The sequence below is a fragment of the Pseudomonas sp. Ors-4-3C genome (assembly GCF_055755035.1).
Genome location: NZ_CM146900.1, coordinates 6,070,770 through 6,087,071 on the forward strand (window position 1 = coordinate 6,070,770; position 16,302 = coordinate 6,087,071).

14 protein-coding genes and 1 pseudogene are annotated in these 16,302 nt (G+C 61.3%); 14 read left to right on the forward strand and 1 reads right to left on the reverse strand.

The genetic code is table 11. From position 1 onward, the window contains the following. The first annotated feature begins 1 nt into the window (after window position 1). The 14 genes and pseudogenes from waaC (at window position 2) to ACVHNU_RS27510 (ending at window position 14,250) form a co-directional block, all read left to right on the forward strand. A complete protein-coding gene (gene waaC / locus ACVHNU_RS27445) occupies window positions 2-1,063 on the forward strand; it encodes a lipopolysaccharide heptosyltransferase I (protein WP_103485549.1) in 1,062 nt (353 codons plus the stop codon). Beyond that, window positions 1,063-2,184, forward strand: coding sequence for a glycosyltransferase family 4 protein (locus tag ACVHNU_RS27450; protein WP_473018663.1), 1,122 nt, complete (start codon window positions 1,063-1,065; stop codon window positions 2,182-2,184). Before waaC ends, ACVHNU_RS27450 begins: the two co-directional genes overlap by 1 nt. Further along, window positions 2,185-2,991, forward strand: a complete 807-nt coding sequence (gene rfaP / locus ACVHNU_RS27455) for a lipopolysaccharide core heptose(I) kinase RfaP (protein ID WP_003221007.1) — start codon at window positions 2,185-2,187, stop codon at window positions 2,989-2,991. Beyond that, window positions 2,991-3,725: a lipopolysaccharide kinase InaA family protein gene (locus ACVHNU_RS27460; RefSeq protein ID WP_003221011.1), complete on the forward strand. Its 735-nt coding sequence runs from the start codon at window positions 2,991-2,993 to the stop codon at window positions 3,723-3,725. Before rfaP ends, ACVHNU_RS27460 begins: the two co-directional genes overlap by 1 nt. Further along, entirely contained in the window at window positions 3,722-4,474 is a 753-nt protein-coding gene (locus tag ACVHNU_RS27465; RefSeq protein WP_473018664.1) for a lipopolysaccharide kinase InaA family protein, read from the forward strand. Before ACVHNU_RS27460 ends, ACVHNU_RS27465 begins: the two co-directional genes overlap by 4 nt. After that, the gene (locus ACVHNU_RS27470) at window positions 4,474-5,925 is read left to right on the forward strand and encodes a lipopolysaccharide kinase InaA family protein (protein WP_473018665.1); all 1,452 of its coding nucleotides are present in this window, start codon (window positions 4,474-4,476) and stop codon (window positions 5,923-5,925) included. Before ACVHNU_RS27465 ends, ACVHNU_RS27470 begins: the two co-directional genes overlap by 1 nt. A gap of 213 nt (window positions 5,926-6,138) precedes the next feature. Next, the gene (locus tag ACVHNU_RS27475) at window positions 6,139-6,474 is read left to right on the forward strand and encodes a YceK/YidQ family lipoprotein (RefSeq protein ID WP_103485545.1); all 336 of its coding nucleotides are present in this window, start codon (window positions 6,139-6,141) and stop codon (window positions 6,472-6,474) included. Window positions 6,475-6,602: 128 nt separating this feature from the next. Then, window positions 6,603-6,762: pseudogene (locus ACVHNU_RS27480) on the forward strand (DUF3800 domain-containing protein); the annotation flags it as partial. Window positions 6,763-6,987: 225 nt separating this feature from the next. Beyond that, window positions 6,988-8,745: a carbamoyltransferase family protein gene (locus ACVHNU_RS27485; RefSeq protein ID WP_003221021.1), complete on the forward strand. Its 1,758-nt coding sequence runs from the start codon at window positions 6,988-6,990 to the stop codon at window positions 8,743-8,745. Next, a complete protein-coding gene (locus tag ACVHNU_RS27490; RefSeq protein WP_473018666.1) occupies window positions 8,729-9,859 on the forward strand; it encodes a glycosyltransferase in 1,131 nt (376 codons plus the stop codon). The genes ACVHNU_RS27485 and ACVHNU_RS27490 overlap by 17 nt, the downstream gene beginning before the upstream one ends. Beyond that, window positions 9,859-10,755, forward strand: a complete 897-nt coding sequence (locus ACVHNU_RS27495; protein WP_473018667.1) for an antimicrobial resistance protein Mig-14 — start codon at window positions 9,859-9,861, stop codon at window positions 10,753-10,755. Before ACVHNU_RS27490 ends, ACVHNU_RS27495 begins: the two co-directional genes overlap by 1 nt. 8 nt (window positions 10,756-10,763) lie before the next feature. Then, window positions 10,764-12,200 carry a PIG-L deacetylase family protein gene (locus tag ACVHNU_RS27500; protein ID WP_473018668.1) on the forward strand — a complete coding sequence of 479 codons (1,437 nt, stop codon included), beginning with the start codon at window positions 10,764-10,766 and terminating at the stop codon, window positions 12,198-12,200. Then, the gene (locus ACVHNU_RS27505; RefSeq protein ID WP_103485541.1) at window positions 12,197-13,351 is read left to right on the forward strand and encodes a glycosyltransferase family 4 protein; all 1,155 of its coding nucleotides are present in this window, start codon (window positions 12,197-12,199) and stop codon (window positions 13,349-13,351) included. Before ACVHNU_RS27500 ends, ACVHNU_RS27505 begins: the two co-directional genes overlap by 4 nt. Before the next feature lie 14 nt (window positions 13,352-13,365). Continuing rightward, on the forward strand, window positions 13,366-14,250 hold the full coding sequence (locus ACVHNU_RS27510) for a glycosyltransferase (protein ID WP_103485595.1): 885 nt from the start codon (window positions 13,366-13,368) through the stop codon (window positions 14,248-14,250). A 69-nt stretch (window positions 14,251-14,319) separates the two neighbouring features. Here the strand turns inward: ACVHNU_RS27510 and ACVHNU_RS27515 are convergent, their stop codons facing one another. Continuing rightward, window positions 14,320-16,185, reverse strand: coding sequence for an O-antigen ligase family protein (locus tag ACVHNU_RS27515; RefSeq protein WP_473018669.1), 1,866 nt, complete (start codon window positions 16,183-16,185; stop codon window positions 14,320-14,322). Window positions 16,186-16,302 lie beyond the last annotated feature (117 nt).

The following is a 16,302-nucleotide window of genomic DNA, read 5'->3' on the forward strand; positions in this document are numbered from 1 at the left end:
GTTGCGCGTATTGCTGATCAAGACTTCATCGCTGGGCGACGTGATTCACGCGTTGCCGGCGCTGACCGACGCAGCCCGGGCCATTCCCGGGATCAAGTTCGACTGGGTGGTGGAAGAGGGCTTTGCCGAGATTCCGACCTGGCACCCGGCCGTCGGCAAAGTGATTCCGGTGGCGATCCGCCGCTGGCGCAAGAACCTCTGGCAGACGATCAAGAGCGGCGAGTGGAAGCGCTTCAAGCAAAGCGTGCGCGCCCATAAATACGATCTGGTGATCGACGCTCAGGGCCTGCTGAAAAGCGCCTGGCTGACGCGCTACGTCAAAGCCCCGGTGGCCGGCCTCGACAAAGGCTCGGCGCGCGAGCCGATCGCCGCACGTTTCTACGACCGCAAACTGGCGGTGGCCCGTGGGCAGCACGCCGTTGAGCGGGTGCGCCAGTTGTTCGCTATCGCCCTCGGTTATGACCTGCCCAAAGGTCTGGGCGATTACGGCCTCAACGTCGAGCGACTGGTGGAATTGCCGCGCAAGAGCGCCTTCGTGGTGTTCCTGCACGGCACCACGTGGGACACCAAGCACTGGCCGGAAGCCTACTGGCGCGAGCTGACCGAACGCGTTGGCTATCTGGGCGTCGGGGTCAAACTGCCGTGGGGCAACCCGCTGGAGAAGGCCCGCGCCGAGCGCATCGCCGCTGGCTTCAAGCACGCCGAAGTGTTGCCGAAGCTGAATCTGGCCGGGGTCGGCAAAGTGCTGGCCGGCGCCCAGGCCTGCGTGGCGGTGGACACCGGTCTGGGTCACCTCGCAGCTGCGCTGGATGTGCCAACGATTTCGCTGTTCGGCCCGACCAATCCGGGCCTGACCGGCGCTTACGGCAAGGTGCAGATTCACATGGCCAGTGATTTCCCCTGCGCCCCTTGCCTGCAAAAGAAATGTACGTATCAACCGACCGCGCAGGATGCCCGTCAGTTTGACCTGAAACGCGAGCAGCCCCTGTGCTTCACGCGTCTGAATCCCGAGCGTGTCGCCAGCCGACTGAGCACGTTGTTAATGGCTGAGGAGCTGCGCTGATGCAATTGGCTTTTGTCCTGTACAAATATTTTCCGTTCGGAGGCTTGCAGCGCGACTTCATGCGCATCGCCCTCGAATGCCAGAAGCGCGGCCACCAGATTCGTGTCTACACGCTGATCTGGGAAGGCGACGTGCCGCCCGGGTTTGAAGTGCTGGTGGCGCCGGTCAAGGCGTTCTTCAACCATCGGCGCAACGAGAAACTCAGCGCGTGGATGGAGGCTGATCTGGCCAAGCGTCCGGTGGACCGCCTGATCGGCTTCAACAAGATGCCGGGGCTGGACGTCTACTACGCCGCCGACGGCTGCTTCGAAGACAAGGCGCAAAACCTGCGCCATTCGCTGTACCGCCGCTGGGGCCGCTACCGGCACTTCGCCGAGTACGAGCGCGCGGTGTTCGCCAAAGACGCGAAAACCGAAGTGCTGATGATTTCCGAAGTGCAGCAGCCGCTGTTCATCAAACACTACGGCACGCCGCTTGAACGCTTCCACCTGCTGCCGCCGGGCATCGCCCAGGATCGTCGCCGGCCGGCGGATGCCGACGAGATTCGCGCCGGTTTCCGCGCCGAATTCAACCTCACGGACGACGAATTGCTGCTGGTGCAGATCGGCTCCGGGTTCAAGACCAAGGGTGTCGATCGCAGCCTCAAGGCGCTGGCCGCACTGCCCGCCGAGCTGAAGAAGCGCACCCGGCTGTTTGTAATCGGCCAGGATGACCCCAAATTGTTCCAGATGCAGAGTGCCACTTTGGGCCTGGGCGACAACGTGACGTTCCTCAAGGGGCGCAGCGATATTCCGCGGTTCCTGCTCGGCGCCGACCTGTTGATCCACCCGGCGTACAACGAAAACACCGGTACGGTGCTGCTCGAAGCGCTGGTCGCCGGTTTGCCGGTGCTGGTCAGCGCGGTTTGCGGTTACGCCCATTACATTGCCGAGGCAGATGCCGGGCGAGTACTGGACGAGCCGTTCGATCAGGCGCAACTGACGCAATACCTGACTGAGATGTTGGGCGACGCCTCTGCACGCGAGGCCTGGAGCCGCAATGGTCTGGCCTTCGCCGAGACGGCCGACCTCTACAGCATGCCGCAGCACGCGGCCGATGTGATTCTGGCGGAGCACGCTTAAATGAAGTTGATGCTGGCTGAACCGTTCAAGAGCCTTTGGGCCGGGCGCGACCCGTTCGCCGAAGTCGAAGGCTTGCAGGGCGAGGTCTACCGCGAGCTGGAAGCTCGCCGCACGCTGCGCACGGAAGTCGACGGCAACGGATTTTTCGTCAAGATCCACCGAGGCATCGGCTGGGGCGAGATCTTCAAGAACCTGCTGACCGCCAAGCTGCCGGTGCTCGGCGCGGGTCAGGAGTGGCAGGCGATCCAACGTCTGCAGGAAGTCGGCGTGCCGACCATGACCGCCGTGGCTTACGGCGAGAAGGGCAGCAACCCGGCGGATCAGCATTCGTTCATTGTCACCGAAGAGCTGGCGCCGACCATCAGCCTCGAAGATTTCAGCATCGATTGGGTCAAGAACCCGCCGCAGCCGAAACTCAAGCGCGCGCTGATCGCTGAAGTGGCACGCATGACCGGCATGATGCACCGCGCCGGGGTCAACCACCGCGACTGCTACATCTGCCACTTTCTGCTGCACACCGACAAGCCGATCACCCCGGATGATTTCAAACTCTCGGTGATCGATCTGCACCGCGCCCAGACCCGCCCCAGAATTACTCAGCGCTGGCGCAACAAGGATCTGGCGGCGCTGTATTTTTCGGCACTGGACATCGGCCTGACCCGTCGTGACAAGCTGCGCTTCCTCAAGGGCTACTTCCAGCAACCGCTGCGGCAGATCCTGGCGGAAGAAGCGCCGCTGCTGAGCTGGCTCGAAGGCAAGGCCAACAAGCTCTATGCGCGCAAACAGCGTTACGGGGATGCGCTCTGATGGCGGGTTGGACGCTTGAACCGCAATACGGCGAACTGACTGAAGATTTCGGCAGCCTCGAAGCGGTGTTTGCCCTGCAGGGCGAGCGCCTGACCCGTGATCCGCTGTCCGAAGTCATCCGCGTGCAACGCAACGGCGTCAACTACTACGTCAAACGCTACGTCGGTGCCGGCAAAGGCTTGCGCCGTTACCTGGGCAAGCCACGGGTGAAGATGGAGTGGCAGAACCTCAAGCGTTTCGCCAAGTGGGGCATTCCCACCGCCGAAGTGGTGGCCTGGGGCCTGGAGCGACGTGGCGCGGCCTATGCCCGTGGCGCGATGATCACCCGCGAGCTGCCGCACACCGAAGACCTCTCGGCGCTGGCCGAGCGCAACGATCCGAAACTCAAGGATCGCCTGTGGGTGGATGGCATCAGCCGGCAACTGGCCGGTTACACCCGGACCATGCACGATCACCGTTTTACCCACAACGACCTGAAGTGGCGCAACCTACTGATCGACGATCAGGAACAGGTGTTTCTGATCGACTGCCCGAACGGCGATTTCTGGCGCGGCTTCTGGCTTAAATACCGGATCACCAAGGATCTGGCCTGCCTCGACAAGGTGGCCAAATATCACCTGTCGAATACCCAGCGCCTGCGTTTCTACCTGCAATACCGCGGACGTGATCGGCTCAACGCCGCCGACAAGAAACGGATTCGCCACGTGGTGAGATTTTTCGAGGGACGTGAATGACTGATTTCCTGGCCGCTGAAGACCGGGCGCTGCTTGAGCGTCATGGCCTCGGCACTTTCGACGCGCTCTGGGCCAAACAGCTCGAAGCCGTGGACGAACCCAACACCGATGGCGGTGGCTGGAGCAGCGTGTTTCGTCTGGAGCTGGAAGGGCAGACTTACTACCTCAAGCGCCAGAGCAACTACCTGACCCGCACCTTGCACGCGCCGTTCGGCGAGCCGAGTTTCGCCCGCGAGTTCCGCAATATCAGCCGCTACAACAAGCTGGGGATTCCGGCGCTACAGGCAGCGTTCTTCGGTGAGCGCAAGGTCAAGGGCGACGTCCGGGCGATCCTGCTGACCCGCGCCCTCGATGGCTGGGATGACCTCGATTCGCTGTTGCAACGCTGGGCGTCCCTGAGCGCGACGCAGCAATCGGCCATTCTCAAGGCCTGTGGCCAACTCGCGCGGCATCTGCACGGTGTGCGTCAGGTACACGGTTGTTTCTACCCCAAACATATCTTTTTGCAGGCCGACGGCGATGGCTATCGGGCGCAGTTGATCGATCTGGAAAAGACCCGTCCGCTGCTGTTTGGCATGCGTGATCGGGTCAAGGATCTGGAGCCGCTGCTGCGTCGTGCCGTGCAGTGGGGGGCGGCGCAACAGCGTGAATTGCTCGCGGCGTATCTCGATCAAGGAGCGGACAGTTCGCTGGTGGACAGTTGGGTTTCGCGGCTGACCGCGCGCCGCAGCCACAAGGAGACCCGCTGATGCAGTTGTCCGACCTCAGGCACAGCGGACGTACGCCAAATCTGCCGCTGACGGTCACTCTCGCCGACGCGGCCGGTCCTGCGGATTTGCAGTTGCTGAGCCTGCTGCGGGTTTTGCCGGGGCAGCGCTATGTCGGTGCCGGGGTGTGGCGCGGCCGGCCGGTGCTGGCCAAATTGCTGGTAGGCAGCAAGGCTGCGCGGCATTTTCAGCGCGAGTTGGCGGGCGTCAAGTTGCTCGCCGAACAGGGCCTGACCACGCCGCTGTTGCTGGCTGATGGTTTGAAGGACGGCGAGGGTGGCTGGCTGCTGTTCGAGTTTCTCGAAGGTGCCGAAAGCCTCGGTGATGCCTGGCAGCAAGTCGAATCGCTGCCGCTGCTGGCGGACGAGCAATCGGCGGTTCTGGCCGAAGCGCTGGGCGCTATCGGTCAACTGCATGGCAAAGGCCTGTGGCAGGAAGACCTGCACCTGGACAATCTGCTGCGCCATGGCAGTCAGTTGTACCTGATCGATGGCGCCGGGATCTGCGCCGAGACCGCTGGCCAGCCGTTGTCGCGGCAGAAAGTGCTGGAAAACCTCGGGGTGTTTTTCGCCCAGTTGCCCAAGTCACTGGAGCCGTTCACCGAAGAATTGCTGGTGTATTACCTGCTGAGCAACAGCGAGCATGCGCTGCCGCTGGAAGCGTTGCAGAAGCAGATCGCCAAGGTGCGCGCCTGGCGCCTGAAGGATTACCTGATCAAGGTCGGCCGCGAGTGCACGCTGTTCAGTGTGCAGCGCGGTGCGTTTGGTTTGCGGGCCATCCGTCGCGAGGAAGAGGCGGCGATGCTGCCGGTGCTGGAGCAGGCTGATGAGCTGCTTGATCAGGGCCATCTGTACAAGACCGGTGGTGCGGCAAGCGTCGGCAAGGTCGAGGTGGCCGGGCGCACGCTGGTGATCAAACGCTACAACATCAAGGGCTTTGCGCACTGGCTCAAGCGTTTCTGGCGCCCGAGCCGCGCCTGGCATTCATGGCGCGAAGGCAATCGCCTGGCGTTCCTCGGCATCGCTACGCCGAAGCCGCTGGCGGTGCTGGAAAAGCGTTTTCTGTGGCTGCGCAGCCGCGCCTATCTGGTGACCGAGTTTCTGCCGGGCCCGGACATCATCGAGCGCTTCGCGCCGTATGTTGAAAGCGGTGCGGCGCCGGAGTCCGAGTTGCAGGCCCTGGATCAACTGTTCGCACGGTTGCTCGCCGAACGCATCAGTCATGGCGACTTCAAGGGGCATAACCTGTTCTGGCAGGAAGATCGCTGGGCGTTGATCGATCTGGACTCAATGTGTCAGCACACCTCTGCCAGCAGTTTCGCGCCGGCCTATGCGCGAGATCGGGCGCGGTTCATGCGCAACTGGCCCGAGAGCAGCGCGTTGTATCGGGTGATCGATCAACGGTTGCCCAAAGATCTCTCCAGCGCGGCCTGAGCCGCCTTCGCCAGCAAGCTCACCCCCACATGGAAATGCATTCCCTTGTAGGAGTGAGCCTGCTCGCGATAAGGCTTTAAAACCTCAAAAATCTGCTCTTGAGCAATGACGGACAAACTCCACTGATTTGTCCTACAGCTTCTCCGGAAGCCATGAACTGTGCCCGCTCCAGCCCCGATGCTAGCTTGCCCTGACCACTTCGGAGGGCAAATCTTGACCATCAAAAACGCCGTAACACTGAGCACCTGCGCATGGCTTTTATCCGGCTGCGGCACCGCCGCCTCGGTAATGCAAATGGACGCCGACGTCGCCCGCGACATGCGCAAACAGAAAACCTACTGCCAATCGATTCCGCGAATCTACAGCGGTCTGGCGTTCGACTTCTGCGTACTCCACGCGCCCCCTGACCCCTCCGGCGTCCTGGTGCCGTTCGTGCTGCTGGACCTGCCGTTGTCCGGTGTGCTGGATACGGTGGTGTTGCCGTATACGATTTATCAACAGGTCGTGGATGGCAATATCGGCATCTATTGGCGATCGGATCGCGGGTAGCTGTTTTGCAGTTTTCTCTTTTTGAAAACCAGCGTGAGTCGAATGCACTTAATGAAGCGGCGGTGCTTTCAAACCCGTCAGGGAAATACAGCGACTTCGTCATCTATGTTGATGAGAGTGGCGATCACATTGGCATGAGCATTTTGCGAGCAGGTCAGGAAAATCGAGCCTTTGACGTGCTAAGGCGCAAGTTCTATTGCAGCGGTGGGCGGAATAAAGTTGGGAAAGGTTTCGAGAACTGGGGGGTTGAAGGTTTTCCCTCCCCCAGAAAGCGAAAAGCCCCGGTGATCTCACCGAGGCATTAGCGCCGACCGGGATCCCCCAGCCCATTTGCACGGAAGTCTATGTTGAGAGGCTCGGGAGTGTCAACGCAAAGGCCGGCCAGTTCCGCTAGAGGCTTGTCGGCGCTTTTACGCTATAATCCCGCCCTTTAGCTGTCTCTCGCCCGGTGCGAGGGCACATCAATTTTCAAGGCGCATCGCGCCTGAATGCAGACTAAAGAGGCTAGACCCTGTGGCATTGACGATTCTTGGCCTGTCCGGCGCCCTTAGCCATGACCCTTCAGCCGCCTTGTACATCGACGGTAAGCTGGTGGCGGCGGCTGAAGAAGAGCGCTTCGTCCGCGATAAGCATGCAAAGAACCGCATGCCCTACGAATCGGCGAAGTTCTGCCTGGAACAGGCCGGTATCAAGCCGTCCGACGTTGACGTGGTGGCAATTCCGTTCGCCCCGATCAGCCTGTTCGGCAAGGCCCGCTGGCACTACGCCAAGCGCTACTGGTACGCGCCGGATCGCGCCCTCGATGCGATCCTGATGGGCAACCGTCGCTACAAGCGCTATCGCAACAAGATCGTCTGGTGCCTGGAGCAGCTGGGTTTTGATCCGAAGAAGATCAAGATCGAGCCGGTCGAGCACCACCTGGCTCACGCTTCCAGCGCCTATCACTGCTCGGGTTTCAAAGAGAAAACCGCAATCCTCGGCATCGACGGCAAGGGCGAGTACGCCACGACCTTCTTCGGTTACGGCGAAAACGGCAAGATCCACAAGATCAAGGAATTCTTCGATCCGGACTCCCTCGGCGGCCTGTACGGCGCGATCACCGAGTTCCTCGGTTTCGAGATGCTCGACGGCGAGTTCAAGGTCATGGGCATGGCGCCGTACGGCGACGCCAGCAAATACGACTTCTCGCGCCTGGCCTCGTTCGAGAACGGCGAGCTGGTGATCAACACCGACTACGCCAACGTGATCGGCCTGCGTCGCTACAAAGAGAAGGGCAAGGGCTTCTACTTCTCGCCGAAGCTGATCGAGTGGCTGGGTCCGAAGCGCGAAGGCGACATCGCCGACGAGCCGTACATCCACTACGCCGCGAGCATGCAAGCGCTGTTCGAGAAACTGGCGCTGCAGATGATCGACTACTACCTGGGCGACGTGCTCAAGGAAACCGGCAAACTGGCCTTCGCCGGTGGCTGCGCGCTGAACGTCAAGCTGAACCAGAAAATCATCGCCCGCGATGACATCAAGGAACTGTTCGTGCAACCGGCGTCCGGCGATGCCGGCACCGCGGTGGGCGCAGCGGCCTATGTGTCTCACGCCCGTGGCGTGCCGGTCGAGAAGATGGAACACGTCTACCTCGGCCCGTCGTACAGCAACGAAGACGTGATCGCCGCGTGCGCCCGTCACGAGAACAAGCCGACCTGGCGCAAGCTCGACAACATGCCGGAGCAGATCGCCAAAATCATGGTCGATGGCAACCCGGTGGCCTGGTTCCAGGGCCGCATGGAGTTCGGCCCGCGTGCGCTCGGTGGTCGTTCGATCATCGGTTGCCCGAGCGTGGCCGGTGTGGCTGACCGCATCAACCACCAGATCAAGTTCCGCGAGCGCTGGAGGCCTTTCTGCCCGTCGATGCTCGACACCGTTGCACCGCAGATGATCAAGATCGATCACCCGGCGCCGTTCATGACCTTCACCTTCGAAGTGGCGGAAGAGTGGAAGACCCGCGTGCCGGAAGTCGTTCACGAAGACGGTACTTCCCGTGCCCAGGTCCTGAAGCGCGAATACAACCCGCGCTACTACGACATGATGAAGGCGCTGGAAAACCTCACCGGCAACGGCGTGTCGCTGAACACCTCGCTGAACCGTCGCGGTGAACCGATGATCTGCTCGCCGACCGACGCCCTGAACATGTTCTTCGGTTCGGATCTACAGTATCTGATCATGGAAGATATTCTGGTGGTCAAAGAGGGCGCAAACGCTTATGACACGCTCGGCTGAACGCCATGTGCTGCAGTTCTGTCACGGCTATGACGGGCCGTTCCTCGACTGCGCACGGCAGTATGCCAGCCTGTTCGCGGGCACCGGTTATCGGGTGACCACGGTCTTTCTGACCGGGGTCGCCGATAGCGAGGTGGCCGCCGCGTGTGCTTCCGATGAAGTGTTGTTCATGGAATACAGCTCCAAGGCCATTCGTGGCCTGAAGCTGGGCGCCATCGGCGATCTGCGCAAGATCGCCGCTTCACGCAATTTCAGTTTCTGCATCGCCCATCGCTTCAAGCCGATCTACATCGCCTTGCTTGGCACTTCGCTGCCGGTGATTGGCGTGCATCACGCGTTTGACGATTACAAACGCGGCACGCGCAGGCTGTTCGCGCATATTTTCCGCAAGCGCCTGAGCCTGCTCGGCGTGTCCGATGCGGTGCGCGACGACATGCGTCGTTGCCTGCCGAAATGGCCGTCCACTCGCATTCAGACCCTGTACAACCGCATCGATGTGCAAGCCTTGCAGGCCAGTCAGGTGTCGGCCCGCGAAGCGCGCGAGACCCTCGGGCTGGCGGCGGATGCGTTCATTGTCGGCAACGTCGGGCGGCTGCACCCGGACAAGGATCAGGCCACGCTGCTGCACGGTTTTGCCGCGGCGTTGCCCGGTCTGCCGGGCAACAGTCAATTGGTGATTCTCGGCAAGGGTCGTCTGGAACAGGACCTCAAGGAACTGGCTCGCGAGTTGGGTATCGGTGATCGCGTGCTGTTTCTCGGTCAGGTGCCGGACGCGCGCAATTACTTCCGGGCTTTCGATGTGTTTGCGCTGAGCTCCGATCACGAACCGTTCGGCATGGTGCTGCTCGAAGCCATGGCTGCTGGCGTGCCGTTGCTCGCCACGGCGAGTGCCGGGGCCAAGGAAGTGGTCGAGGGCGTGGGCATTCTGTTCCCGCTGGGTGATGCCGAACACCTTGCGCAAGGTCTGCAGCATTTGGCCGGTATGGATGATCAGCAGCGCCGGCAGTGTGCCGAGCTGATGCTCGATCGACTGCGTGAGCGTTTCTCCGACCGTGCGGTGCGCGACACCTTCTGGCGTCTGCCGCAAGTTACCGATCTGGCACCGAGGGGCTGATGCTCAACCGATTTCAAGGCTGGCGCGAACGTGGCTGGTCGCCCGTTGACGCCTCCACCTATGCCACCGCCTGGCAGCGTTTTGGCGGCAGCGTCGCGACGCATCCTATGGTGGTCGAGCGTCTGGCCGATCTGGCCGGCATCCCGGTGCGCTATCTGGCCTGGGAGCAGGGCGGTGACGTCAAAGCGGCGATCCCGACCTGGGGCCGCGATCTGGCGTTGTCCAAAGACGTGCTCAAGCGCAACGGCAAGAAAGGCCTGTTCGACCTCGGCAATGCCGAGCTGATCCTGCCGGCCGCCGCCGATGCCCAGGCGCCGTTGCGCCATCGCGCACGCTATCTGTCGGCGCTCAACGAAAACCGTTTCAGCGGCATGAAGTTGCAGGCCGAGCAACTGGCCATGGCCCGCACCCCCGAAGAACTGTCGAAGAAGTTTCGCTACAACCAGCGCCGCGAACTGCGCCTGCTGGAAGAGGCGGGCGGTGTGGTGCGCCCGGTCGGCGAGTTCTCCAGCGCCGAACTGGCGGCGATCTACTGTGATCTGTTCCAGCGCCGCTGGGGCTTCCCGGCCACCGGCGCGGCGCGCATGGCCGAAGTCATCGAGCTGCTGCGCGAGCTGTTGATCGGCTCGGTGATTTTCCTCAACGATGCGCCGATCGCCATTCAACTGGTGTACCGCGTCGAAGCGCCGGAGTGGATCAGCGTCGAGTACATCAACGGCGGCGTTGACCCCGAAACCCGTGAATTCAGCCCCGGCAGCGTGTTGAGCTTTCTCAATACGCAAAGCGCCTGGGAGCATGCCCGCGCGCTGAACAAGCCGCTGCGTTTCTCCTTCGGTCGCGCCGACCGTGAATACAAGGATCGCTGGTGCAATCCTGTGCCGGTGTTCACCGTATGAGTCAGCCCATGAGCCGCAAACAGCAACTGCTCAAGCGTCATCGTCGCAATAAACGCATCACCTTGCTGATCGCCCTGATCGTGTTGATCGTGCTCGGGGTGCTGGTGGCGTGGTGGTTGCCGTTGGTGCTTGCAGTGGTTGGCTGGGTCGCCCATGAGGCGTGGTTTGCCGATCACCTGTTCTATTCGCCGAAAGACGATTACCAGTACAGCTTTCCGCCGTTCACACCGCAGCCGAAGGTGCATTTGAGCGGCGAGCAATTGCGTCTGGACGAAGGCGTGATGCTGGTCGACGAAGCGACGTTGATCCTCGCGATAAAGGTCAAAAGCACTTGGCTGGGACGTTTTCTCGATCCACGCGTCGAACTGCTCGGCGGGACGCATCCTGATGCACAAACCTTCGAGCGCGGGGTCAATGGCCTGCGTTACCTGAACCTCAGCGGTCAGGCTCAAGCCTTGGCGCAAGGTCAGTTGCGCTTGCGCGGGCGCTTCTGCCGGGTGTCCGGCGAGCCGGTGCTGTGGGCGCTGGAGCAGCCGGATTACCGCCGTCAGCGGGTGATGGTGATTGCCCCGCACGCCGACGATGCCGAACTGGCGGCTTATGGCTTGTACAGCCAGGCCGACGAAGCCTGGATTGTCACCCTGACCGCTGGCGAGATCGAAGCCGAACACTATCAACAGATGGGCATGAGCAAGGTCGAGGCGGCACGGCTCAAGGGCCGGCTGCGCGCCTGGGACAGCCTCGCCGTACCGCGTTGGGCCGGGGTGCCGCAGGAACATTGCGTGCAGCTCGGTTACTTCTGCCTGCAACTGGCAGCGATGCAGGCCGCACCGAATCAGGTGGTGGCTTCGCGCGAAGCGGACTTGAGCGACACGCGACTGTTTCGCCATTTGAATCCGTTCACCTTGCCCGGCGATGCCGATGGCGCGCCGACCTGGAACAACCTGCTGGCCGACCTGCGTGAAGTGCTGCTGCGCGCACGTCCGGAGGTGATCGTGCTGCCGCACCCGACCCTCGATCCGCATCCCGATCACCTCTGCGCCCAGCAAGCGGTGTTGCAGGCGCTGCACGGTCTCGACTGGCAGCCGACGCTGCTCGGCTACGCCAACCATCTGCATGACAACGACCGTTGGCCGATGGGCAGCACCGGGCAGGGCATCGCTTTGCCGCCGGCCTTCGATTCGGCAGTGCCGATGCAGCCGCTGTGCCTGCCGCTGTCCATCGAGTTGCAACGCGACAAGGCCATGGCGCTGGGCATGATGCATGACTTGCAGCCGCCGGCACCGTTCAAGCGTCGCCTGCGCCGGGTGATCCAGCGCGTGTTGGCCGGTCGGGCCTCGTCGGTATACGGCGAAAACGAATTTTTTCGAAAAGCCGTCAGGCGCCAGGAGTTGTTCTGGCTACTGAAGCACGGTGAGACAGGCGTCCAGCGGGGAGAGTCATGAGTCAACGGTTCAAGGTGTTGCAGCTGCAACCCGACTACAACGTCAAAGCCCATGACTTTGCCGACCTCGCCGAACAGATCGTCAAGGCATTGCCGAGCGAGCGCTATGAGATTACCGCCGCTTTCCTGCGCGGCAAACCGGGACCGGGCGAGCCGGTGAGCCGCGCCGACCATTCGGTGTACTTCGAGTTTTCCGACAAGTCGCTCAAGGGCATGCGCCTGCGGGCGATGTGGCAGTTGTACAAGTTCTGTCGCCGGGAAAAGTTCGACGTGGTGATCTGCAATCGCTTCAAACCGGTGAACATGATGCTCGCGCTCAACCGCTGGTTGAAGGTGCCGCTGTGCATTGGCATCTCCCACGGTTTCGGCGAATACGATCGCTTCTACCGGCGTCGGCAGACCCAGCGTCTGATCGATCGGCACTGGCGCTTCGTCGGTGTGTCGCCGGCGGTCAAACAGTACCTGCTCGATTGCGACTGCGGCTTCACCGACCAGAACACCTACGCCATCACCAATGCTATCGACATCGAGCAGGCCGAGGGCTTGCAACACAGCCGCGAAAAAGCTCGCGAGTTGTTGGGCCTCGACCCGAATGTCCGATTGATCGGCGCATTGGGGCGGCTGGTGTCGGTCAAGGGGCACACCTATCTGTTGCAGGCCTTCGCCGCACTGAAGGACAAATACCCGAACACTCAACTGGCAATCATCGGTGCCGGACGCCTGCAAGCGCCGCTGGCGGCCGAGATCGAGCAACTGGGCCTGAGCGGTCGAGCACACCTGCTGGGCTTCAAGGAAAACGCTCTGCAATACGTGCGCGCGTTCGACATCTGGACCATGCCATCGCTGGCTGAAGGTCTGGGCCTGGCGTTGCTTGAAGGCATGAGCGGGCACCTGCCGGTGATTGCCTCGAACGTGCCGGCGATGTTGCCGCTGATCGAAGGTGCCGGTGGTCTGGCGATCACGCCCAAGGACGTACCGAGTCTGGTCGCCGCGCTGGATACCTATCTCGCGCTGTCGGACGATGAACTCAAGGCCAAGGGCGAACAGGCCTACCGTTATCTGCAGGAACAACACGACATCGAAGTGTTCCGTCAGGAATACCTGGACCTGATCGACTCTGGCCTCGAACAGGCCCGCAAGGAACAGCCGTGAGCGCTGAAAAACACATGAGCGAAGCTCAACCCCTCGTCACGGTGATCATCGCCTCGTACAACCATGGTCCGTACATCGAGGAAAGCATCCTCAGCGTCCTCAACCAGAGCTATAAGAACATTGAGCTGCTGGTGATCGATGACGGTTCGAAGGACGACAGCGTCGAGCGCATCAGCGCGTTGCAGGCGCAATACGGTTTCGATTTTCGTGTGCAACAGAATCAGGGCCTGACCAATACCCTCAACGGCGCTATCGCCCGTGCAAAGGGCAGCCTGATCGTGCCGTTCGGCTCCGACGACATCATGTATCCGGAGCGGATCGCCATTCAGGTTGCACACATGGACGGCAAGCCCGAGGTCGGGATCTGTGCCGGCAATATCGAGCTGATGCACGCTGACGGTAGCCTTTATCCAGAAAAGCGTCAGCGTCGCGATGTGCCTTTTCGCCGCCTCGATTTCGATGACATGTTCCTGGAGCGCAAGCCGTATCCGCCGGCGCCGACCCTGATGATCCGCCGCGAAGCGCTGGACAAGGTGGGTGGGTTCGATCCGACGATTCGTCTTGAAGACCTGTACATCGAGCTGAAGGTGACCCACGCCGGGTACTTCATCGACGGTTTGAATGTGGTGATGGCGCGCTACCGCAAGCACGCCACCAACTCGTACAAGAACAACCGCTTCATGACTGAAAACATCCTGCGCACCTACGCATTGTTCAGCGAGCATCCGCTGTACGACTTCGTGCGCTACCGGTTTCTCAGCTCGATGTTCCTCAAAGTCTCCAACCGCGATCGCCAATTCGCCAGAGAGCTGCTGGCGCAGATTCCGTTCAAGGCCTGGAACAAGAAAACCTGGCGCGGTCTGGCGCGGATGTACTTTTCTCCCCTGGAAAAAAGCTGAGCCTCGCCGCTCGCCATTGGCGAGCGGCTTAGGTCGTGTTCGGCTGTTCGGAACACGACCAGCCAACGACTATTTCAGTGCAGGGGTCGCTGGGTCGCCGGCCAGTACTTGCCTGCGCAATTTATCCACAGCGGATGGCGATGCCGTCACGGCATAACCCGTCAGCAGCGCATCAAGGTGATCCTCGAACAACCAGCGCTTGTCCACGGTGTAGCGTTGCATGTGGCGTAAATTGCGCTGGCGTAGCGAGTTGCTCAAGGCGCTCGGGTAGACGTACAGGTCCGCCAGATCGATCAAGCCGAACTCTCCGTCCTCCAGCACCAGCACGTTGCCCAGATGCAGGGAGCGGAAGTACACGCCCTTGTCATGCAGTTGTGCCATGAACCTGCCGAAGCGTTCCACCAATGCCTGGCGAACGGCCGGCGCGGTGATGCTCTGCAGTACCTGGCGCAGGGTATGCCCCGGCAATGGCGCGTAGTGCACAGCGCTGCTGCGGTCCTCCAGTCGATACAGATTGAGTACCTGCGGGGTGGGAATCCCCCTCTGGCGCAACTGTTCGCTATTGACGGCGAAGCGTTCGGAGTACGGATTGAAACTGCCTGAGGTGTACCAGCGCCGGCGTCGGAACAGCTTGAGAAAGGTACCGTCATTCAGGCGCAGGACCTTGGGCCCCAGGCCATCCTCTTCGATCACTTGGGCGTCCACACCCAGCCGCTGAAGCTCGGTTGTCGAGAGTGTCTGCACGGGCAATGTCAGCAGGCGCCGGGCGCGCTGGTTGATGCTCAAGGCGGCGATCAGGGCCAGCGGGATCCACAGCAGGAACCAGTGTTCCTTGGGCCGCGAGATGATCCCGCCCCCTTCGGTCAGGCCGGCACCGATGCCGAACACCAGCCAGGTCGAAGCAAGGATCAGCAGCGGCTGCACACGCTGACGCCAACTGCTCAGCAGCCCCCAGGCCAGAAAGAACAGCCAGGGCAGCAAGCCGAGGATGCCGACGTAATAAAGAACGCCCAGGACAAAACTGTGCGGCTCCTCAAAGTTCACCCCGATGCCTGGGTCGACGCTCAGTTCGGCGCTGTAGCCATGACCGATCCACGGATGCTCGGCAATCATGTGCAGCACTTTTTGCCAGATTTCGAGCCGGAAGGAATCGCCACGTTCCAGGATCATGTGTGAGAACACGGTCACCACGGCAACACCGCTGACCAGCAGCGCCACCAGCATGCCCAGCGAGCGCCGATTCCAGCAGATGAAGCACAGCCACAACGCTGCCAGGGTCAGGGCGACCAGCGGGGTGCGCGAGCCGGTGCCGATCACCGCCATGAACATGATCGCCATCGCCGGGACGCTCAGCCACATTAACTGGCGGCGCTTGCAGGTCATGGTCACGGCCAGCCAGTAAGTGCAGAAGAACCCGAACAAGTGCGAGCTGAGCAGCGGGTTATCGAATGCGCCGCCACCGATCAGGCGCATGCCCGGTGCATACTCCCGGGCGAACGTGAACAGAAAAAAGATCGTCGCAATCAGTGCGACCAGTGCGGCGGCGAACATCAAGGGTTGCAGGATGTCGCTGCGATAGCGCACCAGCAGATAGCTCCCGGCAAACAGCATCAACGTGTGCAACGGCGGTTTGATTGTGCCGCCGAAGGATTCGCCTTCGGGGCCCCAGACCACACTGAGCAGCGCCCAGGCGACGAATATGAGGACGGCAATGATGATGGGCTCGCGCAGCAGTTCCTTCAGCTCCCTTGGGCGCAGGCACAGCGCAAACAGCGCTGGAATGCTGAACAGGCCGTAATAGATTTTGTGCAGTGAGCTGCGTCCGGGCAAAAAGAACAATGCGCACAGGAGCAAAAGATAGCCAACTGGAAGAATCCAAAGGCAAATGAAATCGAAGATTCGATTGGACGTACTGCTGAAGCTGCGAAGTTGCATGCTGTGAGATTCAATCCTGAAGTTGATCGACCATTCGAGTGATGGCTATTTGATGCTGAAAAAGATGCTTAACAATAACAGCCTTTCGCCGATTGCCAGAACCCAGAAGAAGCTGTG

What these genes read in the sequence shown, in the direction of transcription:
- ACVHNU_RS27450 (WP_473018663.1), top strand. Translation starts at nt 1,063, where the DNA reads ATGCAATTGGCTTTTGTCCTGTACAAATATTTTCCGTTCGGAGGCTTG.
- rfaP (WP_003221007.1), top strand. Translation starts at nt 2,185, where the DNA reads ATGAAGTTGATGCTGGCTGAACCGTTCAAGAGCCTTTGGGCCGGGCGC.
- ACVHNU_RS27460 (WP_003221011.1), top strand. Translation starts at nt 2,991, where the DNA reads ATGGCGGGTTGGACGCTTGAACCGCAATACGGCGAACTGACTGAAGAT.
- ACVHNU_RS27465 (WP_473018664.1), top strand. Translation starts at nt 3,722, where the DNA reads ATGACTGATTTCCTGGCCGCTGAAGACCGGGCGCTGCTTGAGCGTCAT.
- ACVHNU_RS27470 (WP_473018665.1), top strand. Translation starts at nt 4,474, where the DNA reads ATGCAGTTGTCCGACCTCAGGCACAGCGGACGTACGCCAAATCTGCCG.
- ACVHNU_RS27490 (WP_473018666.1), top strand. Translation starts at nt 8,729, where the DNA reads ATGACACGCTCGGCTGAACGCCATGTGCTGCAGTTCTGTCACGGCTAT.
- ACVHNU_RS27495 (WP_473018667.1), top strand. Translation starts at nt 9,859, where the DNA reads ATGCTCAACCGATTTCAAGGCTGGCGCGAACGTGGCTGGTCGCCCGTT.
- ACVHNU_RS27500 (WP_473018668.1), top strand. Translation starts at nt 10,764, where the DNA reads ATGAGCCGCAAACAGCAACTGCTCAAGCGTCATCGTCGCAATAAACGC.
- ACVHNU_RS27505 (WP_103485541.1), top strand. Translation starts at nt 12,197, where the DNA reads ATGAGTCAACGGTTCAAGGTGTTGCAGCTGCAACCCGACTACAACGTC.
- ACVHNU_RS27510 (WP_103485595.1), top strand. Translation starts at nt 13,366, where the DNA reads ATGAGCGAAGCTCAACCCCTCGTCACGGTGATCATCGCCTCGTACAAC.
- ACVHNU_RS27515 (WP_473018669.1), bottom strand. Translation starts at nt 16,185, where the DNA reads ATGCAACTTCGCAGCTTCAGCAGTACGTCCAATCGAATCTTCGATTTC.